This window comes from Paenibacillus sp. FSL F4-0122 (genome assembly GCF_038002845.1).
In the GTDB taxonomy this organism is placed as follows: Bacteria; Bacillota; Bacilli; order Paenibacillales; family Paenibacillaceae; genus Paenibacillus_AQ; species Paenibacillus_AQ odorifer.
Genome location: NZ_JBBODI010000001.1, coordinates 4,335,958 through 4,362,317 on the forward strand (window position 1 = coordinate 4,335,958; position 26,360 = coordinate 4,362,317).

The following is a 26,360-nucleotide window of genomic DNA, read 5'->3' on the forward strand; positions in this document are numbered from 1 at the left end:
AGCGAAGTCCCTATTTTCTTTATTCATTCCGTTCCCAGCTCTTTTCATCAACGTATAAGCAAAATTTTTACACCATATCTTGGATTTGTCGGTGTTGGCTTTTCGCTTCAAATTTCACTCCTAAAAAACTCAATTACGACACAAAGGCAGCCAGTCAATGGAGCGGCTGCCTTTGTTTAGCTAACGGAAGGTTAGTTCAAATATGCAGGTGACCTGCGTTTTTATATTAGCGTTTTGGCATTTTGCTCTCATCCATGTACAGCAGATTCCAGCGGTGACCGTCCAGGTCGGCAAATCCTGCGCCGTACATCCAGCCGTCAGTTTCACTTGGCTTGCCAAAGATGTTTCCTCCGGCAGACTCTGCTTTTTGGATAAAGGCATCTACTTCTTCTCTGCTTTCAGCACCAATGGAGAATATTACTTCAGCGCTATGGGAAGTATCTGCGGTCTTTGAACCTGTGAATTTCTCAAACGCCGCATCCGGAAACAGCAGAATTGTTGTTTGGCCTATAACAAGCTTGGCTCTCTCGTTACCAACACTCACCGCTTGGAATCCAATCTCATTGAAAAAGGCAGTTGACCTCTCAACATCTTTGACTGGCAGGTTAATCCAAATCTCCTGTGACATGGCTGTAGCCTCCTAATATATTTTCAACTATTCCTACTATACTCTACTTCTGGCAGCAGAAGCGATCTCTTTCGCAACTCACCTTTAATTGAAATACTCGATAGTTTTCTCAATAAATGCCTTGGCCGATTTTGTCAGAAAACGGTCGGAACGATGAATGATCTCAAAGTGACGATATGGCGGATCGTCTGTAATTCGGATGCAGTGTAGTGTTGGTTCATTCATCGCTTGGATCAGAGGATAAGGCAGCAATGTTCCTCCGACGTTGGCTTTAACCAAGCTAATAATGGAAGTTGCCGAACTGGTCTCCATGATCGTATTCAAGCTGAAGCCATATTTACGGCAATAGCCATCAACCAATTCTCTGCCTGTAAATCCTTCGGGGAACATTACAGTTTGGATATTACGCAGTTCCTGGATTCCAATTGTGCTTCGTTCAGCCCAATCATGTTTCTCGGAAACGACAAGTACATATTCTTCACTGCACAAAGGAATGCGTACAAGCCGGTCATCAGGAGCGGAAATGATCTCGATCCCGATGTCTACTTCATTATCCAGTACTTGATTCAAGACGTAGATCGAAGAGATAACCTTCAGCTGCACCTTAGGGAATCGCGTATGAAAATTCACGAGTAATGGGGTGAGCCGATAGTCCAGATCGGAAGGGAGAACACCAATTACCAACCGCCCTCGTTGATCATTGCGTAATTCAGCTAACGCATCCTGGGTATTCTGTAAATGCCGAATCATCTGTACACAGTGCTCCAGAAAGAGATTTCCGGCCTGAGTCATCACAATCTTTTTGCCGACTCGGTCAAATAAGGGAACTCCGAGTTCATCCTCGAGCGCGCGTATTTGTTGACTCAACGTAGGCTGAGATATGCCAAGCTTCTCAGCTGCTCGTGTAAAATGAAGCTCCTCACACACAGCAATGAAGTTTTCCATCTGACGAATCTCCATATGAATGACCTCTAATCATTGGTTTTTGTAATCATTTTAATAGAAACTATAGTATTGTTCAATCATTCTAATGATTCTATACTTAATCGTGCACCATCCAAAGATCTGTTATTAACAAATAGGATCATGGGTGAATGCATCGATACTACTACCATGAGGTGATTCATAATGAAACTTTTTTATATCGTCTTGGCGCTTATTCTGGCTTCACTGAATTTACGGCCACCCATTACATCCATTTCTCCTCTAATGAGCACCATTCAGAATGATCTGGGTATAAGCGGGATTACCGCCAGTCTGTTAACCACACTTCCGGTATTATGTATGGGTATATTTGCTCCGTTCTCCGTACGATTAAGCAGAAGGTGGGGAAATGAGGGTGCAATTGTTCTGGCTTTAATCCTCATTGGGTTAGGTACGGGATTACGATGGTTTGTTGGTACAACTCCTTTGATGATGTTCACTTCTTTTCTGTCCGGTGTAGGGATTGCATTGGCAGGGCCGCTGTTGTCCAGCTTCATTAAGCAGTACTTCCCTGACCGAGTGGCATCCATGGTGGGTATTTACTCTACAGCGATGGTGATGGGGGCCAGCATTAGTGTGGGACTATCGGTTCCGCTACAGCATACGCTGGGTGGTTCGTGGAGAGGCTCGTTGGCTGTATGGGCATTACTCGCAGCCATTGCATTGCCGATATGGTTGAGATTAGCCTGGTCTGCGCACGCAGATCGACAATCCGGTAAAATCTCCAGTGTACTTAATGCACCACTTCCGGTGAACAACAAACGTGCCTGGGTGCTGACATTATTCTTCGGGCTGATGGCAGCGATCTTCTATTCATTGACCGCTTGGCTTGCACCAGCAATCCAAAGCCAGGGGTATAGTCAAGAGACGGCCGGCAAAATCCAAACTTTATTTACATTGATATCACTGCCCTCTACGTTGTTCATTCCCATGCTTGTACATCGTTACCAAAGACGTGTATTCTGGCTTGTCGGGTGTGCATTATTGGAGTTGATGGGTGTCCTGATGCTGAACCTAACCGTTAGCCCCTGGCTCGCGGCGATTCCGCTCGGTATTGGAGCGGGTGGGCTGTTCCCGATTGCACTGATGTTGCCCATTGATGAAACAAGCAGTGCTCAAGAAGCCAGTAGCTGGTCCGCAATGACCCAATCTGGTGGCTACATTCTCGGAGCGCTTGGGCCGCTAGTCATTGGCTGGCTGCACGATGCAACAGGCAGCTTCGTTCAAGCATTTTATGGATTGGCTGTAATCATCGTGCTTCAGATTATCGTTCAAATGGCTATAGGAAATAAAAAAAAGTTCTCCAGCGAGTTATGATAAACCGCAACCTGGTGTATAAAGAAATCTATCAATATGATGAAATCTCCTATTTCTGTTCCGTCTCTTTTTCTAGAGCGTGAGCAATGCTAAGCTCCACAAAGTTCAGCGCTTCGTCGGAAACGGGATATAGTCCTGACTCTGATGTAGGGAGCTTCCTCACTTCCCAAAACTTCTCCATCAATTCCTCGTCTCCATTAAAGGTTTCGTGTGATAGCTTTATTAACTCACAGGCAATGGAATAACCTTCATCAGATTCAGGTGGAACAGATTGTTGTATGCACCACTCAATCCGGCGCAGCAAAGAGGCATATTGCTGAGTGGTCTGGTCATTACTGCTGAGATTGGGTAGTGCATTTTGTAGAAAGGTACTTTCGTCATCGTTGAAGTAATCGATCCATTGTTTAGAAATGGGTTGTACGTTCTGGACCAGATGAGAAACCCGATCCCAGGAGAGTGTACCTTCTAGATCAATCATGTTGATCAAAGAAGTAGTATTTGCAATACTGCCCTGAAGAGAAGCAAGCTGCTCCTGAAGATGATTATGATGTGCGATTAGAATATGACGAAAGGATAGCTTGTCCATTACATTTTGAATGTCTTCAAGCGGTAGTGATAGTGATTTAAGCAACGTTATCTTTTCGAGAGTGAATAAATCTTCTTCTGAATAATAACGGCGGCCGTTATCTTCCTTATAACTCGGTGTAAGTAGACCGATCTGATCGTAATAACGTAGGGTTCGAACCGAAATGTTCCGCTGTTTGGATATTTGTCCTGTTGTCCATCTATTCATGGTTCTTTTTCCTCCCAAAAATAATGCTTGCAGGTGACGTAACGTCACCTATTATCATTAAATTATATCACAGAGGATTGAGGGATTAAGGATGACCAGCACAGAAATGTGGAAGAAGATGGATCAGTGGACATGGCGTGAGTTTATTGCTTTACTTGCGCTTGAGTTTGTATTTGTTATATTCGTTATCAAATATGCGGTACAGTCAATGTATGAGCAATGGCTGGGGAATACTCTTTATTCAGGAACTCTTACAGGGCTTACCATAGCAATTGTACTTTTGTTAGGGTTATATTTTATTGCTTTACGACCGAAGAAAATGCCTTGGACTGAGGTAGGAGTAAAGAGATTTTCTGCGAAAGATTGGTGGAGAATTGCGCTGTGGACACTTATTCTTATCGTATTGAGTATGGCGACTCTCTATCTCACGAGTTTTCTTGGGAATACGGTGGACAATAGCAAAACAGAGAGTCTGAAGCAAAATGTCACTCTATTTACTATGATTATTGGTATTGTGTCGGCAGGGATCGTATCACCATTTTATGAGGAGATATTTTACCGTGGATTTATATATCGTTGGTTACGGACTCGTGTTAGTATGAGCTGGGCGATTGTGATTAGTTCGCTAATCTTTACGCTTGCACATTTTCCCACTATGAATGCCATGCCCGTGAATTTTATTAGTGGAGTTGTCCTTGCATGGACCTATGAACGTACGGGATCGGTCGTGCCTGGTATGATCGTTCACGGTGTGTTTAATACGATTGCCGTGTTGTTAACAGCGATGAGTTAGAGTGATGATTATATTATGTATAAACGATGAGCGCTGATGAGCCTCAGGGTTTCTGCATTAATTGGACGAGAGAGCAACGTATTTAAGACTTCGGTACTGACCAAAGGCCTGGGTATAATTCAACTAGCGGGTAGGATAATGGAAATGATTTGTAGAAAAAAACCTATAAATGAAAGTGACAAAAGTGGACAATTCTACCGGCAGTTGAATAAAGCGCCTGTGAAAATTCAACCACCGCTTGATAGGATTGCGTTTGAGGAAATGCTATGCTGTTTTCGACAGTGCGCACTGTACATTTTGTTTTATTGGAGGTATACAATGCTCGACTTGCGTAAAATTGGAGCTTATATTTCAAAGCTTCGCAAAGACCAGGATTTGACCCAATTAGAACTTGCCGACCAACTGAATGTAAGTCATCAAGCGGTATCGAAATGGGAACGGGGCGACTCGCTACCGGATATCGGAACGCTTCCGCAGTTTGCGAGGTTATTCGGCAAAACGGTAGACGACATTTTAAATGCAGGAGACAACGCAGAAAATCGGGAGCACCCGCACCTAGGAACGATCGTTGAGGAGATCGCAGAGAACAGGCCGGACCAAGTTGCAGAGATGGTCAATACCGGTGAGGTGGAGGTGGAAGAACTTGTAGAAGTAGCGCCGTTTGTAAAAGCGAGTGCTCTGCATAAGGTTACAGAACGATTAGACAGCAGCGTCCTTAAGTTAGACGTGATCATGCGGCTGGCTCCGTTCCTTGGAACAGATACATTGGATGAACTGGTTCGTCAGGCAGAAGAGGGCGAAATTGTGTGGAATACCATTACTGGACTCGCTCCGTTCGTCAGCAGCGACACATTAAGCCGACTGGTAGATAAATCAATTGACGGTTCCTTAGAAGTGCACAATCTTGTTGGAATTGCCCCATTTCTTGAAAAAGAACATGTAGATCGGTTGGTACAACAAGCAGAAGAGGGTAGCTTGAGCTGGAATTCCGTTCAAGGGTTGGCACCCTTTATTAGCAGAGAAACGTTAAGCCGCTTGGTAGACCGGGTTGCAGATGGCACTATTGATGCGAACCGGATCATTAGCCTCGTACCTTTTCTGGACAGGGAAAATCTCGAGAAGTTAATTAGTGGAGTCGAAGCTGAACATCTTAGCCCAGATCTGCTGGCAAGCCTTGCTCCTTTCGTCGATCAAGGGACATTGAGCAGAATGGTGACAAACTTATTAAATAAAGTAAAGTAGACACGTATATCGGAGATTGGTGATGCATAGGCAATGGCGTTAAGCTAACATCATACGCTAGTTCAATAAACACGATAAAGGCAGCCCGTCAGTAAATGTGATCGGCTGCCTTTATTCAACTAACGGGCAAGTTACCTTAATAAACTAGGTGGTGGATAAAATATAAATATAAGAGTTCTCTCCCGAACTATTAGAAAAAGTCATGGTACGATGTCCTTATTCGGTTGTTTCAGGGGGAGTGAGGAGAACATGTTAAATACTCATGATGTTGCAATAGAAGCATTAACTTGTTATTCAATTACTTATCAATCAATAGATCATATTGGTCAAAATGCAAACACTATCTATAAAGTGACAGATGAAGAAAGTAACTGTTATAGTTTGCGGATACATCTATCAAAAAATGATTCGATGGAAAGGATTTGGTCTGAGGAAAAAGTCATTCATTCAGAAATGATTTGGCTGGAATCATTAATAAATGATACTGATTTGGTGTTACCGTCACCTATAAAAAATAACATTGGTGAATATGTTACTAAGATAGCTGACATGAACTGTACATTGGTAAAATGGGTAGAGGGTGAGCAAAAACAATTTGTTCCAACAGTCAATGATGCCGAGTACGTAGGCAAATTGATCGGAAAGCTTCATAAACAATCATCTATTTGGAAGGTTCCGCAATCATTTACTAGACCATCCTTTGATAATACTAGAATTTCACAATCATTAGAAAAGTTCAAACAGCTTGCTGACGGTGGTGAGCTCAATAAAAATGATGTGGCAATTCTGCAATTGGCAGGAGAGCGTGCAATTTTAATGATGAACGATATAGAAAGAACACCTAGCAACTGGGGGGTAATTCACGCAGACTTGATTCCAAGTAATTATGTGTTTCATAAACAAGAAGCTAGAGCCATTGATTTTGGAGCTTGCGGGTTCGGATATTATTTATTCGATTTAGGTTGGACACTTTCTTATATCCATCCAGTTTTCAGAAGCCAGTTGCTAGAATCATACGCAAAACAATTCGACCTGCCTCATAACTATGTTCAACAGTTAGAAGGCTTCTTTGTGGCGGCCCAACTCGAAACAATGAATTTTTGGCTTGGGTTGCCTGATTCTAATGAGTGGTTGCCCAGTCATATTAGTAAATTAGCAAGTCGGGAATTTAAGTTATATGTAAATAAAGAAGAATTTCTCTTCAGTGGGACTCCTTACTGGGAGTAGTTTGTTTAATTAACGGGAAACGATGGCTCAAGAATCACGATCAGGCAACTGCGTGGTCGGCTGCTTTTTGCTCGATCTTGATCGTATCGGACCGTATTGCAGCTATTCCAGCATATGGGTTCATATTGCGAAGGTTTCGGACTGTATAGCTCTTATTGCACTTGATTTGCATAGAAAAGAAGTACATTTGAGCAAATAGCTGCAACTGAGTCCGATAGTGTGGCAAAACGAGCTGAATTATGGAAATAAGAGCAACTGAGTCCGAACAGTTGGTGAAAAGAACGCCGCCTGCCAAATTTGCTCCTAAACGTGCTACCCAGTGCTTAAACTAGCCGTCTATAGCTCAAGCTATCTACACCGTGCGCGGAATTAGCTACCTATAGCCCAACCTAGCTACTCCGTGCGCAGAATTTGTTACCGGTTGCTCAAACTAACCGCCTATGTCTCGAAACTAGCTGCCTTTTGCTCGATCTTGATCGTATCGGACCGTATTGCAGCTATTTCAGCATATGGGTTCATATTGCGAAGGTTTCGGACTGTATAGCTCTTATTGCCCTTGATTTGCGTAGAAAAGAAGTACATTTGAGCGAATAGCTGCAACTGAGTCCGATAGTTTGGCAAAACGAGCTGAATTATGGAAATAAGAGCAACTGAGTCCGAACAGTTGGTGAAAAGAACGCCGCCTGCCAAATTTGCTCCTAAACGTGCTACCCAGTGCTTAAACTAGCCGTCTATAGCTCAAGCTATCTACACCGTGCGCGGAATTAGCTACCTATAGCCCAACCTAGCTACTCCGTGCGATAATTTAAGGATGGGCAAAGGTGAAAACGTTTATTGGCTTATTACGCACCAATTAAACATTGGAAAGAAGCATAATATAAACAAGAAGGCAGCCGATCAACACGATCAGCTGCTTTTGTTCATCTAAGAGTAATTTCTTAAATAAATAAAGGCATCCTTGACTTTCCCCTGCACGGGAAGCTGTATACTCACATTATGTTATAGATTGGAGATGATATTTTGTTCAAAATCAGTGCATTTTCTAGGCTAAGCAAGGTGTCCTTAAAAACACTGCGTTATTACGACCAGATTGGCATACTTAGGCCGAAAAAAGTGGATCAGGATACGTGCTACCGTTACTATTCCGCAGATCAGCTTCTAGAGCTCAACCGAATTTTAATCTATAAGGAATTGGGTTTTACATTGCCCCAAATTAAACAGCTGCTTCAGGAAAATATTTCATTAGAAAATATTCAAGGCATGTTTAAGCTGAAAAGAAGCGAAATCCAGCATATCATCGATACGGAACAAGCTAAACTCGTCAGGATTGAGGAGCGTATGCAGCTTATAGAAAAAGAGGGGCAATTCGAAACGGGTCAAGAAATCAGAGTCAAGGCAGAGGCTGCTCAATTGTTTCTTTATCAGAAAGCATGCGGGAAAGAAGAGGACATTCCGGATTTGCTTCGTCAATTTGATCAGTTTATAACGACGGAAAATCGTCAATTAATTCAAGGTCCTCAGGTTGTTTTGTGGAAAGAAGTCGAAGGAAAAGAGGATGAGTTTGAGTTTGAAGTCGGGTATTTTTTAACCTGTGAGCTGCGATCATTCCCAGAACCGTTTCAGCTACGGACTCTTCCTCCTGAACCGATGATGGCCACAATGGCTTTTCATTCAAATACTAATTTTGATTGTGCGGCCTGTGTTCATTTAGCTAAATGGATTGAGAAAAACAACTATCAGATCAAGGAGAACGAACCGGGCAGGGAGTTATATTTACCGTTATCTCCAGAACGAGATGCACAATTCATAGAAATACAAATTCCCATTATAAATAGATAACTGAAGAAGGTGGAGTGGGGGAAATTGAAAAATAAACGGATCATTTATGTTCTGGCACTGGCTGTTTTTCTGATTGGAACCATTGAATATATTATTACGGGAGTTATTGAGATGATCGCTGTGGACTTGGGAGTATCTACTTCAGAAGTTGGATTATTGGTGACTGTGTTTGCCCTCTCCGCAGCCATTGTCGCTCCGGTTTTGATTGCATTAACGATCAATGCAGATCGCAAAAAACTACTAATGACCACCTTAGGTGTGTTTATTGCCAGCAACGGACTTATGTTTGTAGATCTTGCTTATGAAACAGTACTATGGTTACGTATTATCCAAGGGGCTAGCGGAGGAATTGCTACCGTTGTGGCCATGGCAATAGCGACACGTCTTGTTGAAAAAGAAAAAAGGGGCAATGCCATCGGCATCATTTTGATGGGGCTTAGCAGTTCGCTAGTGCTTGGTGTTCCTGTGGGCACATTTTTTAGTGAGATGTTTGGATGGAGAGTGCTATTTGTTTTAATAGGATTATTAAGTATTCTTCCATTACTTATCATCTATAAAAAGGTTCCGGCAATCAAAGAAGAGGAAAAGGTTACTCTCAGAATGCAGCTCTCTATTTTAAAAAATCCAACCATTCTGATGGCCTTGGTTATTACGTTATTTTATGTCAGCGGCTATTCTACACTGTTTACTTATATTACGCCTTTCTTGCAAGCAACATCCTCTCTTTCCATGACCGAAATCAGCGGTGTTCTGTTCTTGGCGGGCATTTGCAGCTTTGTCGGATCCAGATTAGGCGGACAATTGGCAGATGCAAAAGGATCGAAATTTACCATTTGTCTCGGGCTCCTGTTACAAGGGGCGACTTTGCTTTTATTCGCTCTAGTCGGAGTGAATCTCTTGGTATTAATCTTGGTTTTAATGATTTTTATGTTAGCAACGTGGAGTATTTCCCCGGCCCAGCAACTATATCTGGTTACTCTGGCGCCTAGAAATCCGGACATTGCTCTTAGTGTAAATACTTCGTTCATCCAATTTGGCTTTGCACTGGGATCTGGATTAGGCGGGTTAGTTATCAGTCGTACATCTGTCCTATATTTGAATTGGCTGGGTTTTGCCGCTGTATGCATAGCTTTACTTCTTGCCATCTTACTATTTAAAAAAATGAGCAGTAGGACTAAAACTACTATGGCTATTAAATAAGAAATGGATCGAACTGCTGATGATTTCGAGAGCCGGGTGGATAGAATTAATTGCCTATCCTGGTTTTCAAGGGCTATATGAAATTAATGAAAAAAGTGGTTGGTTTGACTGCGATAACCTCGAAGAATTTATTTTTGAAGTCGAATCACATGTCGATTCATTACCTTAACTTTACGCTAACGTGAAACGATAACTCAATAACGACACACAGGCAGTCGGTCAATGGATCGGCTGCCTATGTTCAACTAACGGGCAGGTTAGTGTAATCAGGAATTAACCCTGTTGCGTATGTTCTTTCCCCCAGTCACACATAGTTTTTGTTATAGGAAGCAAAGATACCCCTTTATCGCTTAAAGAATATTCAACTTTTGGTGGGATTTGAGAATATTCCTGACGTATTATTAATTGTTCTTTTTCTAATTCTTTCAGTTGCTTGCTTAACATTTTATGTGTAATCCCATTAATGGATCTTTTTAGTTCATTGTATCGCATCACTTTATCTCGTCCTAAAAAGAAAATAATTAACATCTTCCATTTTCCACTCATAATGGAGAGGGTATATTCAAAGGATTCCAATCCATTGAAATTTTCATTGCTCTCGTTCATTCTAATACTCTCCTTTTGGATAGTAACTCACTAATAAGTGCATACTGTTTTTTAATCACATTATATACTATCCTATGCTTATTACTACATCAATAAATTTTCGCAACAAAGGAGTTTTTCAAATGAATAATAAGCAAAAAGTAATATTAGTCACAGGTGCAACTGGTTTACAAGGGGGATCTGTGGCACGGGAAGCATTAAAGCAGGGATTTAAAGTCCGTATTTTAGTTAGAGATAAAAATTCTACTAAAGCCCAGGCACTTATTCAAAAAGGGGCAGAGGCTGTAGTAGGTAACTTCGATGACCCAACCTCTTTGGAAAATGCTATGAAAAATGTCGATGCTGTTTTTTCTGTGCCTATCTCTGGCGTGGATACCAATGAAACAGATAGAGAGAGAAAACAGGCTTTTGCATTAATTCAAAGTGCAATAAAAAGTGGCGTAGAACAATTTGTGCATACTTCCGTTGCAGCCACAAGCAGATATACGGAATTCCCGGAATGGGGAACAGGTTATTGGTTTGAAAAATATTGGACAGATAAGTGGGATATAGAGGAAGCTGTTCGTTCAGCAGGCTTTCCTTTATGGACTATCGTGAAACCAGCACATATTATGGAAAATTTCACTGAAAAACCTGAGTTAATGTATCCACTTTTAAAACAAGGGGAAATAAAAACGGTTACGTTTGCGGATACACGTATAGATCACATTGCAGTTGAAGATATTGCTTCTTTTGTTTGTGCAGCCTTTGCAAATCCTGAAAAATTCAATAAACATAATATTGAATTAGCTGCCGAATCGCTGTCATATAAAGAAATTGCCGAGATCATCTCGGAGGTAACAGGAAAAGAGCTTAAAATCACAACACTTAGTATTGAGGAAGCATTAGAGCAAGGGATTCATCCATTATCTGTACGAAGTGAGCAATGGAATAACGTAGCTGGTTATAATGTAGATATTGATTCGTTAAAAACTTATAATCTTAAATTAACCCCGTTTAAAGAATGGGCAGAGAAATATAAAGACAAGATTAATATCGGCTAATCCCCGGAGGTTTATTTGAGAAACAGTACTAAGCTAACGGGCAGATTAACGTAGGAAAATAGATATGGACGTGACTGAAACGGAGCTTTTAAATATAGCTATATATATTGAACTTGAAAATATTTTATAAGGGAAGAGAGACGCAAATATAAAATATTGGGAATACGGATGTTAGTGGTTATGGATCTATCAATAATTAAGTAAAACATGAAAGCGAAGAAGGAGCCATTGTCGAAAAACAACGGCTCCTTCTTTATGACTTGCTATTTTGATGAACTTGTTGGAATATCAGCATCAGTCGGGTTTTCATTTGTTTCATTTATGAGTAACGAATTGGGATAAAATTTCGAAAATGTTGATTCATCTATTTTTAAAAAAAACTTGCCTTCAAAAATTAGTTGATTCGTATTAGGTCCGATTTGATCTAAATTTCTTGCTATCTCCGATTCCTTAAAGATACTTTGTTTATCTGCTCGCAAGAACATGCCATGAGGTGTATATAGTTGACTATAATACCCTTTTGCGATTTTTGATTCTACGGATTCTTTTACAGATTCTACGGATTCCACGTTATTTGTTGAAAAATTAGTGTTAACAGGATGTTCATCTGTCTTATTTACGGTTACCATTTCTGGATAGGTGTCTGCTTTTGAATTGGATATTAACACCACTCCTGAAATAATAGTCACTGCAAAGGCTATTAAGCCTATTTTTTTAAACATACTATCCCCAACCTTTCTTTACCAGTAAATATGTCCTACTTTAAAACATTATATTCACAAAAATGTTGAACGAATCGATAAGGTTCGTAAAGGAAAAGATCCCACTATAAAATGTTCTATTTTCCTAATTTTATAATAATACCTTTTAAAGTACATGTGAACATCATTTTACGATAATATTAATTTCCTTATGCATTAAATCTCCAATTCTTCTCTATGTATTTCCGGTGGCATTTGGAAAGACGTGCGTTAACCGAAATTGTAGACATTTTGGACAAATTATTTCCTGCCCTCAGCGGGTATTTGGAACGCTTAACGCAAGCTGGGACTTCAGGCCTTGAATTTGGTGTGTATCCTGGAGGAATCCGAAAACTTTCTGACGAACAAGAAGAACGGCTGAAGGAGACCATTGCCAAGCAAAGAACGGTGGATGCTAGATTCGAAGCGAAATGCACTTGGACGTTCGTGCATGGGTCCTTCGCGAGTTCGGCGAGAAATATACCCTAAAAGGAATCCCTAGAATGCTGAACGGCTTGGTTTTAGCTATACAAAAGCCACCTATACGCTGGTATGAGACAACAAGAGGAACAAAAACAATTCCGCGATGTCACTTTACCTGAGCTAAAGGAGAAACTGAACCAGCGAGAAATTGACCGTCTTTTATTTGAAAAAGAACCCTTTTTTTGAGCATTCAACTATCGGGAAACGATAGTTGAATAATACATTACATTGATAAGCAGGTGCTTCGGTATTCTGCTCTTTTTATTAAGCTAACGGGCAGGATAGCGTAACGGTAACGTAGAAATAATGGGGAAATAATCAAAAGGTGGCTCAAAAAAATGGTGAGAGTGCAGTGTCCTTGTTGCGACTATTTTACTTTCAATAGTATAGAAGATGCTCTCTTTGAAATCTGTGAAGTATGCTTTTGGCAGTACGATGAAGTTGCTCATGACAAGCCTAAAGTTAATATAGGTGCAAACCATATTTCCTTAGACCATGCTAGAGAAAACTTTAAAAAATATGGTGTATGTGAGGAAAGATTTAAAGCAATGGTAAGAATGCCGATAAATGAAGAGCTTCCAATGAATAACTTATAGTAGTCCATCACGCTAACGGAAAACATAGTTTAACAAAACAGTAAAATCGAATGAAGGAGGTTGGTTTTGGTGTGTGAATTTGTAATACGAGGGAAAAAGGGCTGTTTTATATTAATCACCATAGAAGAGGTATTCGATTTCCCGAATATTACAAGCCATTTTGGTGGATATGATGTTAGAGGAACCGCCGAAATCAAAAGTGGGAACTATTATCTCAAGGGGTAGTTGTGGTTCTCAACAGGTGAAGCCTATCAGTTTTATAATCAGTTGATATTGTGTTGGGCTGATTTAGACGGTGTTGCAACCTTTATAAATTCTGAAGTGAACCTAAAGTTAGATGTTACGTTTAATAAGCGAGGGCAAGTAATCGTCGAAGGTTACTTTAAGGAATTTGCACATGAGGACAATAAGTTAAAGTTTGAAATTGAAAGCAATCAAAACTTTTTTGTGGAGACATTGGATGGATTGAAGAAAATCGTTAAACATTATGGGGACTTGAAAGGAATACCTTCTGAGTAGCACTAAGCTAACGGGACACGATAGTTGAATAATACAAATTGATGAGCAGGAGCTAAGGTATCCTGCTTTTTTCATTGAACTAACGGGTAGTTTAGTTCTGATATGTGCTAATATAGTTTATGTAAGACCAATAAATTAACACGGGTCATCCCAGGTGATTTGTATGAGTTTAACCCACGAATTTTTTCTTCTTAACGTTGATTTTGATTTGAATAACAGATATGAATGGTACAGAAATAATCGGTATACATGGGCTGAGAAGTCTGTAGTATTAGATGAGACTATTCAATACATGACGGATTTTTTGAACTGGTTACCTTCATATAACCCTGAAACAAAAGTAAGTCACAAAGGGTTAAATTACTATGGCGTAACCGTTATTAATAAGCTTGGAGCAGAGAAGCTAATAAAGATATTAGATAAATGGCTTGAACTAATCGGAGAAGCCCCAGACACTTTTAGTTTAAGGGGAGATACTATTTGGAAAGAAGAAGAGAATGAAGAGGGCTACTGGGAACAGACGAGAAATTGGTTGAAACGAGAAACAATGCAAAGTGAATTAGAAGTATTAATTGACTTGGCTGCCAAAGCTTCAGCCAATAACCAATTGATTATTCACTTCGGAATCTAAGTACAGCCGATGAAAGTAAAAAACTATGAGCTTATAGGCTGGTTAGAAACCAGCAGTGATTGATGTGATAATCGAAATTGATGGTTACTTTGAGAATGTACTGCTTAAAGGCAAAACATGTTCAATTATAGAATTAAGAAATATGTACATTATTGCCAAAAGTCATTGCACAAACATAAATGATATTTCAGCCATCTTTTGCAGACTATTTGAATTTGAATTAATTCATGAAGCATACAAAGAAGGGATTGGGATTGATTTCGTAATTGATACAGATACAGACCATGTTTATACACCAAGGTATTAAACTAACGGGAAACGTTAATTTAATAAAAACGTGTAAGCAGCCGCTCAAACAACCGGCTGCTTTTTCATTAAAGCTAACGGGCAGGATAGTTGAATGATTTCGCGAATAACTTAAGTCATGACGAATTTACGAAGTTCGCAAAAAGGCGTTAGCCGAAAGAAGTTCTTAGTTTAGGAGGAGTCTATATGATATTAGAAAAAGTTATAAATAGAATTGAAATACAAAGTGAATATAAGGATTTTGTTGATAAGTATATAGATAATATACTTACCGAATTCAAAGGTAAGATTCATAGCATTTATATGTGTGGCTCGATTCCAAAAGGAACTGCTAAACCTTTTAAGTCAGATGCAGACTTTACTATTGTATGTGTAAATCCCAAAGATATTGATTACGAAAGATTGTCAAATATTAAAGACAGGCTTTTGGAAGAATATCCAATAGTAACTAAGATTGATACGATAATTTGCTCGATTGACGATGTATTAAGTAAACCAAATGAGTGGGGTTTTTGGGTAAAGATAATTTGTGTTTGCATATATGGTCATGACGTTGGTGAAAAAGTACCACCGATAATTATTTCTCCAGAGTTCATTTTAGACTTAAATACAGAGACCAAGGAGGAAATAGATCGTATACATAGTTTACTTTCTAATGCTAGTGATAACACAATGAAAACTAGATATATTAAAGGTTACTCTAAGAGATTAATTCGTGCATTATACTCTTTGGTTTTAGAAGATACAGGTGTATGGCAAGATGACATTATTAAGATGAAGAATGCCCTATTAAACTATTGTGAGATTGACTCCGCTTTAGTTGATTATCTGTATGCTTGTTACTTGGATAGTAATGTACTTGTTGAAGAGTTTCTGGGAATTGCAGATGAAGTATGTAGCTATTTTGAGAACGTCTTAAATGCAATGGCTGCTTCCAGAACTTCCCTCGGCTAACACCATATTGACGCTCCGGGTCACTCTGGGAAGCGAGTGACCACATCCAGCCCCCTAAGCCCGTCGGGACGTCACTGCGTTAGGTGTTTGGCAAGCCTCACAACTATAAGCAGCGACTCTAATTAAAACATATGACTATCGAGCTAACGGGAACTTTAGTTGAATAATACACATTAATGAGCAGGCGCTACGGTAGCCTGCTGTTTTTATTGAAGTAACGGGCAGATTTGCACAATAGTCACCGCAGTTTAATGCGACTTCAAAATAAAAAGGAGAGAAAAGACCCATGAATACTACACTTGGCAGATTAACAGGTCGAATCGCAATAGTAACAGGTGCAAGTCGCAGCACAGGAATCGGTGCTGCAGTGTGCAAAGAGTTGGCCTATCTAGGCGCTGATGTATTTTTTACACACTGGGTTAGTTACGATCAACAGATGCCCTGGGGTAGCAATAATGAGGAGCAAAAGCAACTTTGTGAGGAAATACGTTCCATGGGCGTTCGTTGCGAACACCTAATGATGAATCTTTCTGTACCTGAAAGCTTTGTGGATTTATTAAATAACGTTGAGCAGAAGCTGGGAGAACCTTCCATTCTTGTTAACAATGCTTGTTATTCGGTTAACGATGACTTAACCACGATTACCCCAGAGTCTTTGGATGCACACTACGCAATTAATGTTAGGGCGGTAACTATGCTTAGTGTGGAATTCGCTAGACGGTTTACGCAATCGGCAGGTGGTCGAGTTATTAATATGACATCGGGCCAATCACTAGGTCCCATGGCTGGTGAAATCTCTTATGCCACAACGAAAGGGGCAATAGATGCTTTCACACGAACTTTTGCAGCAGAGGTGGGACCGAAAGGCATCACCGTAAATGCGATAAATCCTGGACCCACAGACACCGGCTGGATGACTCCTGACCTACGACAGCAGTTATCTAAGCAATTTGTAACAGGTAGAGTAGGATTGCCTAAGGATGCAGCTCGTCTGGTTGCATTCTTAGCCAGCGATGATGGGGAGTGGATTACCGGCCAAGTTTTACATTCCACGGGTGGATTCAACTAACGGAGAACGATAGTTGAATAATACATTACTTTGATAAGCAGGTGCTTCGGTATCCTGCTCTTTTTATTAAGCTAACAGGCAGGATTGTTTAGAAAGTCCCTGATTGTATTTACCTATGCTTACTGTTAATCTAAACAATAGAGATGCAAACAAAGGAGCATAAACTTATCATGTGGAATACTCTGTAAAGATTAACAATTTGAAAGGATGCCTGAAATAGTGACTACACTATTTATTAGGTATGCTTTTCTTTAATCTTATAGGGTATGCAGGAAAAGGTGTATCATATACCCATCCTGCGGATACCTGATGGTATCCGCTTTTATTCGTGGGAAACAGCATAACAGCATCTCTATTGATTCCTACCTGTTTATCCTTCTACTAGCGAGTGGAGGAACTTTGTTATGCGATCGAAGTTAGTCTTGATTGAGGGAATGCCAGGATCTGGTAAAACAACAACTGCTCAGCAAGTTCATGAAATTCTTACGGAAGTGAACATTACATCCCAGCTTTTTTTAGAAGGAAATCTGGAACATCCTGCTGATTATGATGGAGTCGCTTTCTTTAAGAAAACCGAATGCGATGAATTATTGAATACCCATAAAAAGTTTAAAGATTTGTTGAGTAATCTAATGATTAAACAAGGTAACGATTACTTCCTGGAATATCGGAAAATAAAAAATGAAGTCTGGTCAAGTTTTCCAGATGAATTGCATCACGCAGTTTTTAAACATGATATTTATGAATTGCCGCTAGATCAAAATAGGAAACTGATAACAGAAAGATGGAAGAAGTTTGCGGATCGTGTTTTGTATGGCGCAGACACCTTTGTTTTTGATTGTTGTTTTATACAAAACCCTGTAACTATAGGCATGATTAAACATGGTGCGAAGAAGGAAGACGTTATAAGTTATGTTATTGAACTGGCAACAATTGTAGAGCGATTGAATCCATTGTTGATATATGTACAGCAGAATGATCTTGATCATTCTTTCAGAAAGGCTGTAAAGGAAAGACCTCAGGAATGGTCAGAGGGATTTATTGAATATTACACGAACCAAGGGTATGGAAAAGAACAAAATTATAAAGGGTTAGATGGAACACTGCAGGTTCTTAAAGCAAGAAGGGAACTGGAAGAAGAAATTTTTAACAGATTAAACATTACCAAGATAAAAGTTGATAACTCTTCTTATAATAAAAATGATTATAAGCAAGTTTTAGAGGGCATTTTATCAGAATATTATAAAACAACAAACTAATGAGAGAATGGATTCTAATGATTGCAGGCTGAAAAAGAGGCAATCTATAAAGCTTACGGGAAACGATAGCTGAGGAGCATTGCCATGACAATGCTCCTCTTTTATTTGTTAAAGTTACGGGCAGGATTGCTTCATCAATTGTCGAATCCTTTGCTTGAATATTTCTATAAAGGGGGGGATGGAAATTAAAATACGAGAAGTTGTAGCAAATGATTATACTGAAGTTGTTTTTTTATGGAATGATGTACTTGGCGTTCGCAATGTTAATATTGAAAACTTTCGAGTTACTATGGAAAACATGAATAAGGCTGGAAATTACAAAACATTCGTTGCATTATTTGAAAATGATGTGGTTGGTTTTGTCACTATAGTTCAGGCGTTATCCGTAGGGTCTTCGAATGGTTATCTACATATTCAAGGGCTTGCTGTTAAAAAGGAATTACAGCATAGTGGGATAGGTACAGAACTACTAAGATACACTGAAAATTACGCTAAAGAAATGGAAATATCAAGTATTATTTTATGTAGCGGATTTAAGCGAACCGACGCCCATGCTTTCTATGTGCATAGTGGCTATGACAAAGATTCATACTGCTTTGATAAGATTATTAAACTTGACTAATTTTGAATATGTAATAGCCGAGCAGCCATTTTGTATTAAGTTAACGGATAACGATAACTCAATAACGACACACGGGCAGGTCAGCGTGGGATTTATGTTGTTATTCAGGAGGATTTTTAATTGTGGGTTTTGAACAGGATTTTAAAAAAAGGGTACATGAAGTTATTACACAGAAACAATTATGTTCAGTTATGAATGACACTAAGTGGGGAAACTTACAAAGTGATGTACTAAATAAACTACCTTTTACCCCTCCATATCAAGCTAAGTATGTATTAGACGATATACTTTATCCAGAGAACTTCGAAAACGACGTCTGGTATTTAGGGGATTGGATAGAAGGACTTTCACCTTTTTTTTCTGTAGAATGGATACGGGTTAGACCAAGGTATCAGAAGCACAAGGGGAATCTGCTTCCTCCTGAATTAATTGACATAAGTAAAGAATTTCTTTCGATTTTACATGAATTAAGAATTCCGTATAGAGAAGAAAATAATACATTTTTCATTTATGGATATATATCAAATACAGACTCACTTTTCAAAGGTAATCAATTGAGCTAACGGGACACGTTAGTTCAATAAACCAGCGGCAGTCTAAAACTTTATTTACTCAGACACCAACTTTCATTTAATTTGATCATATTACACGTTCGAAGATGCTTTCGGACACAGTTTGCCTTTAACTAAACACAGAACATTAATCCTATCGTTACTGGAGGTTGATGCACTGTGTTTTTTTCTGCGGATTTCTTCGTTTGCTTCGCTCTATAGAAAATCATGAAGTTAATATTCAGTTGAGGATCTCATCACTATCTGTTTACGATTCAGAGTTAGAGTTAGAGAAGGCCAAGCGAAAAAGGAGCTTTCTCATGAACACAGATCCTAAAGTACTTATTGTAACTTCGGCATTTGGAGACGGGCATATCAAAGTAGCAGAAGCAATTGATCATTCTTTTAGACGTAGAGGGATCAGCCGGATTGTTACCTTGGATCTTTTCGCTGCAGTCTACCCTAGTCTGAATGAGCTGTCCCGCAGATTCTATCTGAACAGCACAGGTTATACTCAAGAATTTTATGGATTAGTGTACAAGTTGACGAGCAAGATTAAACCAGACCAGTTCATGGGTAAATGGATTCATTCTATGGGCAAGCGGAAAGTGCAAAGGATCATCGACGAGATTGGACCGGATATTATCATTCATACCTTTCCCTATTTGGCCGCTGCTGAGCTTGCATCAACAAAGGGAAGACGAATCCCCCTTTTCACTGTCATGACGGATTATGTGGTTCATGGCAGGTGGCTTCATCCACAAACCTCGAAGTATTTTATTGCTACGGAAAGTATGAAAGCAGAACTGATGTCATTAGGTATTGCTGAAGAAAAGCTTGTGGTTAGCGGGATTCCGATTCGTGAAGCTTTTGAACAGACTCAGGAACGTGAAGGCCTTTTACGTAAGCATGGACTAGATGGAAATCGACATTATCTATTACTTGCGGCAGGGGCTTACGGCGTGTTGAGTGATATTAACCATTTAATAATAAGGGCGCTGCAGCAATCAAACTTCGATGTAATGGTATTGTGCGGGAATAATCATAAGCTCCAGATGGCTACGGAAGAGCTTTTTCAAGAGAATCCTCGGGTTCACATACGGGGTTATACAGAAGAAATGCAGGAGCTAATGTGCATATCCTCCTGTCTGTTGACCAAAGCAGGGGGGATTACCTTGACTGAGGCGATGGCTCTAGCACTTCCTGTAATTGTCTATCGTCCGCTCCCCGGTCAGGAGGCAGGCAATGCAGAATGGTTGTCTGAGCACAATTTAATAGAGATTGCCCGAAACGAGGAGCAGTTAGTAGAGCAGCTTCAGAGATTGGAGCATCTGGGGTACAGGGATGGAAAGGTGCAGGATATGAAGAACTTTTCCCGGAAATCAGCCGCGGATGCTATCGTTACTGAGGCTTTAGAGGTTATCAAGCTGCGGCAGCCGTCTGTTTCAGCCGTAAAATCTATGGTTGTTGAAGGGCAGGCGAAGACGATTCATGGATATTATTAGCAAGGTAGAAAGACCACGCGTTGTGGGTCCTCTAATTGGAGGCTGGCTCGGAAGCTCGGGAAATGAATTGCTGCCTTTTCAAGTAAGCGACTGTTTATTTGATTATAATTATTTATTACCAGATAAAGGGTCGATAAGATGTTATTATTTGTATGGGTGAATTTATTGAAAATGGTGCTTTATTGTCATTGGGGAGGACAAAATGTACACGAATCAGAAGATAGAGGATATTTTGCATGAAATGCTAATCAAGTTTGTGGAAAATGAAAAGTTTCCGGGATTAGCGGCCGGAATCGTAAAGGACAACCAAGTTCTGTTTACTGGTGAATATGGGACGGCAAATTTATCGACGGGTGATCCTGTAGTTCGTGGCACTTTGTTTCACCAAGCCTCTGTCTCCAAAACCTTCGCAGCAACCGCCATTATGCAATTAGTTGAGCGTGGTAAGGTAGAATTGGATGCCCCCATCACTAAATACCTGTCATATTTTAAGTTAGAGGATGAGCGGTATCAAAATATAACAATAAGACAGCTTATGAATCATACCTCCGGTATGCCTGATGAGGAAGATTATGCGTGGGATCGCCCTGAATACGACGAGCAAAGTCTTGAACGATATGTAAAAGGGATAGGTCACCACAAGCTGTTAAGCCAACCGGGAGAGAAATTTGCCTATAGTAATATAGGATATGAGATCTTGGGAGATATGATAGCAAAAGTCAGCGATATGAGCTTCGAGCAGTATATGGAAAAAAATATTCTTGAACCAACAGGAATGCAGTCCAGTTCTTTTCTTAAACAGGAGGCTGAAGCTTATATTGCTGCACCTCATGTGCTTGGAGCTACCCATGAATGTGGTGGCTGCGTTAGTAGTGTTTTTCCATATAACAGGGCCCATGCACCTAGCTCCACTTTATATACCCATGCCGAAGATATGTGCCAATATCTGTCGATGCATCTAAACGGTGGAACAGCCGGGAACGGCAATGAAATCCTCCAGCCAGGTAGCTATGATGAAATGTGGAAACCTCATGCACAAACGGGCTATGATCCGGAAAATGCACAGATAGGATTGGGCTGGTTTCTAGGAGAATATAAAGGTTCTCGTATTCTCTCACATTCCGGCTGGGATACTGGATTCTTAAGCAATCTGTTCCTGCTTCCCGATGAAAAAATCGCTATTTCTGTTATGAGTAATTGTGACTATGTCAACATGGGCGGTGTATGCTTCCCAATCCTTGATCTGTTGCTTGGCTCCAATATTTAGAACGAGTCTGTAACTGATTTTACAACTTCATAACAAGGGGCTTCGTACTTTATAACATTCGTAACTTAAAGTACATGTAAGTCAAGCCCACTTACACTATGGAGGTTATGAGAAATGAAGAGTAAAGATGTGAAATCAGCCCTTGGGGTGATCGCGATATCCGGTGGTCTGCTGGCCCTGACTGCTTTGGCAGTGCCCAAAATCGTCGCTTACACTACAGTGAACCAGAATGTGTCTCAAGCGAACGTTTCCTACACGCAAGAACTCAACCAGAAGCCTGCTGTTCAACTGGCGAGCAGCCAGATCCCGGTACTTAAGGTTGCAACCAAAACACCAGTCTCGACGATCAAGTCGTATTTTGAGCGCACAGTCACCGCTGAAGAAATTAAGCAGATTAATGAGTATGCAGAGAAGGCCAGGCTCACTGGCAAGGATGAACAGCTTACGCGGCAATTTACGGACCAGGAGAATAAGCGGCGGATGTTATTGGATGATCAATACAAGTACGATGGTTTACGGCCCAAGCAGAAGCTACCTTTGAAATCAGGGAGCTCCGAATTTTATCTGGATCAAAGCAAATTTACCTATGTATTTCCTAAGCGCGAACTGACCGATGAAGAAATGCTGCAATTGATCGACTGGAATTACCGTTTTAATTATGTGGTAAGCCTCAATCTTGTCGTGGCACAGCCAGATAAGAAGGACATCAGTCAGGATGAAGCCCTACGCAGAGCAAAAGAGAGCGTAAGCCGTCTATTCGGTGTCGATCTCTCAAAGTTGCAGGCTCAGACCTCATATCATAAGCCTTTTCCTGATTCGAAAGGGCAATGGTTCGTTAATTTTCTACCTTACCGGGCAGAGACACTGCGGGCTCAGGATAAGTCTTATTTCATGTATAATACTTTCGTGGATGCAAAGAGCGGGACCGTACTTGATACCACGATAGTGGATCTGTCCTACAAGAGAACTCCGATTACAGCAGCTATAAATAAAAAGATTAGCCAGGATTCCAGCTGGCTTCAAGCCGCTAAATCCATTGTGGTGGACAAGCAGGGCGAGACCCGTGCGATAACCAGCTCCTCTATCATTAAAGACAGTGCATATGACAAAAGCGGAGTGGTAGCGGTCTTGGTCAAACTGAAAGACGGTAGCACCTACACGGCAGAGCTGCGCTATCCCGAGAAGACGCTGCGCTGCCTGATCTATACACCGGTTTCTAAGTAATGAAGTGAACCAGCGTTATAACCTACTTTAGTATTTACAACCTACAGCAAGCCCCACTCGGGGCTTGCTGCTATGCATTTTGAGAGCTGGTGGATGACTATTGTGAGAGCAGACATGGGTATAGGAATTTCTTTTTACAAGAAGGGATGGTTAGATGCTAGATATTAAATCCTTACAAGAATGTCCTCTTCGTCAAAATGAGCTTATTAAGTATGTCAAAAAACGGTGGCCAAAAGTACAACAAGTTGTGCTCCCCAATATACAAGAAAGTTTAATCTCAAAAGATGAGGAGTTTCCTTTTACATTTTTGCTGTTGAAACATGATGTAATCATCGGGTTTTATCAATTAATTGAGCAGGAATTTATAACTCGAAAAGATTTATCACCTTGGATTGCGCCATTGTTTATTGACGAAAGTGAGAGAGGCAAAGCACTAGGAGCCGTTTTGTTGGAGCATGCCAGAAAAATAGCTGGACAACTAGGTTATGCAAAAGTCTACTTGGCGACGGATCATATTCTTTATTATGAGAAATATGGATTTAAGGAGATAGGTCTGGATAACTTCGAGTGGGGACGGCCCACCAAAATATATGAACATGACACTATTACATAAATGACCCAAATGGAAAGCAGGAGTTATCATGGAACATATCTTCGAATTAGCAAAAATAAAGAGTGAAGAAATAACGATACTCGAACTGCAGGATGCAATGGTAAGAGGGGATGTTAGTTCTAGGGAACTTGTTATGTATTACATGTATCGGATAGCAACGTTTGACCAGAGTGGTCCCATGATAAACTCTATTATGGAAATGAATCCAGATGCGATTTTTATTGCCGAGGCATTAGATCAGGAGAGAAAATTAAGCGGAGCACGAAGTCTTTTACATGGTGTGCCTGTATTATTGAAAGGAAATATTGAAACGAATGATAAAATGCATACAACTGCTGGCGCATTAACTTTGGAAAACCATGTTAGCTCAAACGATGCTTTTCTTGTCCAAAAACTAAGGGATGCTGGGGCAATTATACTTGCAAAAACAAATATGACGGAATGGGCAAATGGGATGTCATCATCCATGTGGGCTGGGTATAGCTCAATAGGAGGACAAACCAAAAATCCATACGGGGATCATTTTCCGGGGGGTTCCAGTACGGGTTCTGCCGCTTCCGTTGCAGCCAACTTTTCAACAGTAGCCGTGGGGACAGAGACGTCTGGCTCTATTTTAAGTCCAGCTGTGCAAAACGCAATTGTTGGTTTAAAGCCAACTGTAGGTCTAATAAGTAGATCAGGCATAATTCCATGGTCATATTCTCAGGATACAGCTGGACCTATGGCAAGGAATGTGACAGATGTTGCGATCTTATTAAATGCACTTACGGGAAAAGATGAAAGTGATTCTGCTACTTGGAAAAATGAATATTCTACTATGGACTACACAGCATTTTTGGATAAAGACGGATTAAATAAAGCGACCATAGGCGTTTTTAGAAATGCTCTACCTAAGAATTATTGTGACATGGGTGAATATGATGAACATTTATTTAATGATGCTGTGGCTAAATTAAAAGATTCTGGAGCCAACATAATAGAAGATATAGATATTCCATCGTTCCATAGAGAGTGGAAATATAACAAAATGAATCTTGAATTTAAGCATTCCGTTGAAAATTACTTATATAACCTTCCGGCTCAACTTCCTGTCCATAACCTAAATGAATTGATTGAATGGAACGAGCGGAATTCGGAAAAGGCTTTGAAATATGGACAAGATATGCTGAACTATCGATCACAGCTAGATAAACCGTTGAATCATTCGGAATATATTGTAGAGTCTATCTCTGACTTATATTATTCGCAAAATATAGGGATCGATCATGCTTTAGAAAAGTATGGATTGGATGCAATCCTGTTTCCTGCTTATGTCGGAGCTGATTTAAGTGCTAGAGCAGGTTATCCAACTATAGCAGTGCCCGCAGGCTTTCAAGAGAATGGAAGAGCCTTTGGGATCACATTTGCAGGAACGGCATTTAGTGAACCGACACTCATTCGGATTGCATTTGCATTCGAACAACAAACGAAACACAGAAAAATGCCGGCTCTAAAGAAATGAAAGATGATTTGAAAATTAGAAAAAGGTGCATTTACAAACGAACGTATGTTTGCTAAAATGTTGATGTGGATAAAAATACCAAAGTGAAGAAAAGAGCGTTTGAGATTAGCAATCCATAAAAAACAACCCAAGTTGAATTCTGCTAAAATGTAGTTAATGTCTAATGTAGATATCCCTCATGAACAAAGGAGAACTGAAAATGAGAAAACTCGTTCTATTTCTTCACGCATCGCTTGACGGTTTTGTAGAAGGGCCGAATGGTGAAATGGACATTGGCTGGGTTTCCTACGATGCTGATTTGGAGAACCATGCGAAAGAAATTCTGAGTACTGCCGACACTGTCATTTGGGGACGTGGGACTTATCAGATGATGCACAGTTACTGGCCATCTGTCCCTTCGAACCCATCAGCTTCGCAGCATGAACGGAATCATGCCGAGTGGATCGAAAAGACAGCTAAGATCGTTTTTTCCACGACGCTGGAGAAAGTCGAATGGAATAATTCCAGACTCGTGAAAGAAGCTGTCGAGGAAGAGATCAATAACCTCAAACAGCAGCCCGGCAAGGATATGGTCATCCTCGGCAGTCCTAGATTCGCACACCACCTTATGCAGCTTGATTTAATTGATGAGTATAAAATTACGGTTTCTCCCGTCCTGATCGGTAAGGGATTGCCATTATTCCAAGGTCTCAAGGAGAAGAGAAATCTTAAGCTAATCGAAAACAAGACCTTTGATTCTGGAGCCATAGGTCTCGTTTACCAGACGGTAAGATGACCTTGTCACTTAAGGTGATTACGCTCACGAGGAACGTTATTGGAACGACAACAGCGGCAGTCTAAGACTTTAT

At 40.4% G+C, this 26,360-nt stretch carries 26 protein-coding genes; 21 read left to right on the forward strand and 5 right to left on the reverse strand.

The window, feature by feature from the left end:
• Positions 1 to 226: 226 nt before the first annotated feature.
• Positions 227 to 628 carry a VOC family protein gene (locus tag MHH49_RS18635; RefSeq protein WP_036683113.1) on the reverse strand — a complete coding sequence of 134 codons (402 nt, stop codon included), beginning with the start codon at positions 626 to 628 and terminating at the stop codon, positions 227 to 229.
• Positions 629 to 712: 84 nt separating this feature from the next.
• Positions 713 to 1,573, reverse strand: coding sequence for a LysR family transcriptional regulator (locus MHH49_RS18640; RefSeq protein ID WP_235219488.1), 861 nt, complete (start codon positions 1,571 to 1,573; stop codon positions 713 to 715).
• A 183-nt stretch (positions 1,574 to 1,756) separates the two neighbouring features.
• On the opposite strand from MHH49_RS18640, the gene MHH49_RS18645 reads away from it, so the two are divergent.
• On the forward strand, positions 1,757 to 2,929 hold the full coding sequence (locus MHH49_RS18645) for an MFS transporter (RefSeq protein ID WP_076275113.1): 1,173 nt from the start codon (positions 1,757 to 1,759) through the stop codon (positions 2,927 to 2,929).
• Positions 2,930 to 2,978: 49 nt separating this feature from the next.
• Here the strand turns inward: MHH49_RS18645 and MHH49_RS18650 are convergent, their stop codons facing one another.
• Positions 2,979 to 3,722, reverse strand: coding sequence for a MerR family transcriptional regulator (locus MHH49_RS18650; RefSeq protein WP_038572641.1), 744 nt, complete (start codon positions 3,720 to 3,722; stop codon positions 2,979 to 2,981).
• A gap of 91 nt (positions 3,723 to 3,813) precedes the next feature.
• Here MHH49_RS18650 and MHH49_RS18655 point away from each other — a divergent pair, with 91 nt between their 5' ends.
• From MHH49_RS18655 to MHH49_RS18675, 5 genes are all read left to right on the forward strand, one after another.
• A complete protein-coding gene (locus MHH49_RS18655; RefSeq protein WP_038572639.1) occupies positions 3,814 to 4,515 on the forward strand; it encodes a CPBP family intramembrane glutamic endopeptidase in 702 nt (233 codons plus the stop codon).
• Positions 4,516 to 4,833: 318 nt separating this feature from the next.
• Positions 4,834 to 5,757 carry a helix-turn-helix transcriptional regulator gene (locus MHH49_RS18660; RefSeq protein ID WP_051491268.1) on the forward strand — a complete coding sequence of 308 codons (924 nt, stop codon included), beginning with the start codon at positions 4,834 to 4,836 and terminating at the stop codon, positions 5,755 to 5,757.
• 249 nt (positions 5,758 to 6,006) lie between these two features.
• Positions 6,007 to 6,984 (forward strand): phosphotransferase enzyme family protein, encoded by a 978-nt coding sequence (locus tag MHH49_RS18665; protein WP_341138398.1) that lies wholly within the window; start codon positions 6,007 to 6,009, stop codon positions 6,982 to 6,984.
• A 1,020-nt stretch (positions 6,985 to 8,004) separates the two neighbouring features.
• Complete coding sequence (locus MHH49_RS18670) at positions 8,005 to 8,823, forward strand: MerR family transcriptional regulator (RefSeq protein ID WP_038572631.1); 819 nt, start codon at positions 8,005 to 8,007, stop codon at positions 8,821 to 8,823.
• A 24-nt stretch (positions 8,824 to 8,847) separates the two neighbouring features.
• A complete protein-coding gene (locus MHH49_RS18675) occupies positions 8,848 to 10,023 on the forward strand; it encodes an MFS transporter (protein ID WP_341138399.1) in 1,176 nt (391 codons plus the stop codon).
• 273 nt (positions 10,024 to 10,296) lie between these two features.
• On the opposite strand, the gene MHH49_RS18680 is transcribed toward MHH49_RS18675, so the two are convergent.
• Complete coding sequence (locus MHH49_RS18680) at positions 10,297 to 10,629, reverse strand: winged helix-turn-helix transcriptional regulator (RefSeq protein WP_076104327.1); 333 nt, start codon at positions 10,627 to 10,629, stop codon at positions 10,297 to 10,299.
• Positions 10,630 to 10,751: 122 nt separating this feature from the next.
• Here MHH49_RS18680 and MHH49_RS18685 point away from each other — a divergent pair, with 122 nt between their 5' ends.
• Positions 10,752 to 11,672, forward strand: coding sequence for an NmrA/HSCARG family protein (locus tag MHH49_RS18685; protein WP_076104328.1), 921 nt, complete (start codon positions 10,752 to 10,754; stop codon positions 11,670 to 11,672).
• 263 nt (positions 11,673 to 11,935) lie between these two features.
• On the opposite strand, the gene MHH49_RS18690 is transcribed toward MHH49_RS18685, so the two are convergent.
• On the reverse strand, positions 11,936 to 12,394 hold the full coding sequence (locus MHH49_RS18690; RefSeq protein WP_341138400.1) for a hypothetical protein: 459 nt from the start codon (positions 12,392 to 12,394) through the stop codon (positions 11,936 to 11,938).
• Between the two features lie 839 nt (positions 12,395 to 13,233).
• Here MHH49_RS18690 and MHH49_RS18695 point away from each other — a divergent pair.
• The 14 genes from MHH49_RS18695 to MHH49_RS18760 all read left to right on the forward strand — a co-directional run bounded on the left by MHH49_RS18695 (position 13,234) and on the right by MHH49_RS18760 (position 26,287).
• Positions 13,234 to 13,491 carry a CPCC family cysteine-rich protein gene (locus tag MHH49_RS18695; protein WP_339210416.1) on the forward strand — a complete coding sequence of 86 codons (258 nt, stop codon included), beginning with the start codon at positions 13,234 to 13,236 and terminating at the stop codon, positions 13,489 to 13,491.
• Between the two features lie 225 nt (positions 13,492 to 13,716).
• The gene (locus MHH49_RS18700) at positions 13,717 to 14,010 is read left to right on the forward strand and encodes a WapI family immunity protein (protein WP_076104332.1); all 294 of its coding nucleotides are present in this window, start codon (positions 13,717 to 13,719) and stop codon (positions 14,008 to 14,010) included.
• 163 nt (positions 14,011 to 14,173) lie between these two features.
• The gene (locus tag MHH49_RS18705; protein ID WP_076273043.1) at positions 14,174 to 14,641 is read left to right on the forward strand and encodes a hypothetical protein; all 468 of its coding nucleotides are present in this window, start codon (positions 14,174 to 14,176) and stop codon (positions 14,639 to 14,641) included.
• 492 nt (positions 14,642 to 15,133) lie between these two features.
• Entirely contained in the window at positions 15,134 to 15,901 is a 768-nt protein-coding gene (locus MHH49_RS18710) for a nucleotidyltransferase domain-containing protein (RefSeq protein WP_341138401.1), read from the forward strand.
• Positions 15,902 to 16,187: 286 nt separating this feature from the next.
• A complete protein-coding gene (locus MHH49_RS18715) occupies positions 16,188 to 16,970 on the forward strand; it encodes an SDR family oxidoreductase (RefSeq protein ID WP_038572625.1) in 783 nt (260 codons plus the stop codon).
• Positions 16,971 to 17,374: 404 nt separating this feature from the next.
• The gene (locus MHH49_RS18720; protein WP_076223596.1) at positions 17,375 to 18,229 is read left to right on the forward strand and encodes a hypothetical protein; all 855 of its coding nucleotides are present in this window, start codon (positions 17,375 to 17,377) and stop codon (positions 18,227 to 18,229) included.
• Positions 18,230 to 18,407: 178 nt separating this feature from the next.
• Positions 18,408 to 18,851 (forward strand): GNAT family N-acetyltransferase, encoded by a 444-nt coding sequence (locus MHH49_RS18725; protein ID WP_036683081.1) that lies wholly within the window; start codon positions 18,408 to 18,410, stop codon positions 18,849 to 18,851.
• A 122-nt stretch (positions 18,852 to 18,973) separates the two neighbouring features.
• Positions 18,974 to 19,414 (forward strand): DUF6678 family protein, encoded by a 441-nt coding sequence (locus MHH49_RS18730; protein WP_051491267.1) that lies wholly within the window; start codon positions 18,974 to 18,976, stop codon positions 19,412 to 19,414.
• Between the two features lie 308 nt (positions 19,415 to 19,722).
• Positions 19,723 to 20,907: an MGDG synthase family glycosyltransferase gene (locus MHH49_RS18735; protein ID WP_036683080.1), complete on the forward strand. Its 1,185-nt coding sequence runs from the start codon at positions 19,723 to 19,725 to the stop codon at positions 20,905 to 20,907.
• Between the two features lie 202 nt (positions 20,908 to 21,109).
• Positions 21,110 to 22,174 (forward strand): serine hydrolase domain-containing protein, encoded by a 1,065-nt coding sequence (locus MHH49_RS18740; protein WP_076223594.1) that lies wholly within the window; start codon positions 21,110 to 21,112, stop codon positions 22,172 to 22,174.
• 114 nt (positions 22,175 to 22,288) lie between these two features.
• Positions 22,289 to 23,398, forward strand: coding sequence for a hypothetical protein (locus MHH49_RS18745; protein WP_038572617.1), 1,110 nt, complete (start codon positions 22,289 to 22,291; stop codon positions 23,396 to 23,398).
• A 154-nt stretch (positions 23,399 to 23,552) separates the two neighbouring features.
• Positions 23,553 to 24,011, forward strand: a complete 459-nt coding sequence (locus MHH49_RS18750) for a GNAT family N-acetyltransferase (RefSeq protein WP_076104339.1) — start codon at positions 23,553 to 23,555, stop codon at positions 24,009 to 24,011.
• A 28-nt stretch (positions 24,012 to 24,039) separates the two neighbouring features.
• Complete coding sequence (locus MHH49_RS18755) at positions 24,040 to 25,512, forward strand: amidase family protein (protein WP_341138402.1); 1,473 nt, start codon at positions 24,040 to 24,042, stop codon at positions 25,510 to 25,512.
• 199 nt (positions 25,513 to 25,711) lie between these two features.
• Positions 25,712 to 26,287: a dihydrofolate reductase family protein gene (locus MHH49_RS18760; RefSeq protein ID WP_038572611.1), complete on the forward strand. Its 576-nt coding sequence runs from the start codon at positions 25,712 to 25,714 to the stop codon at positions 26,285 to 26,287.
• Positions 26,288 to 26,360 lie beyond the last annotated feature (73 nt).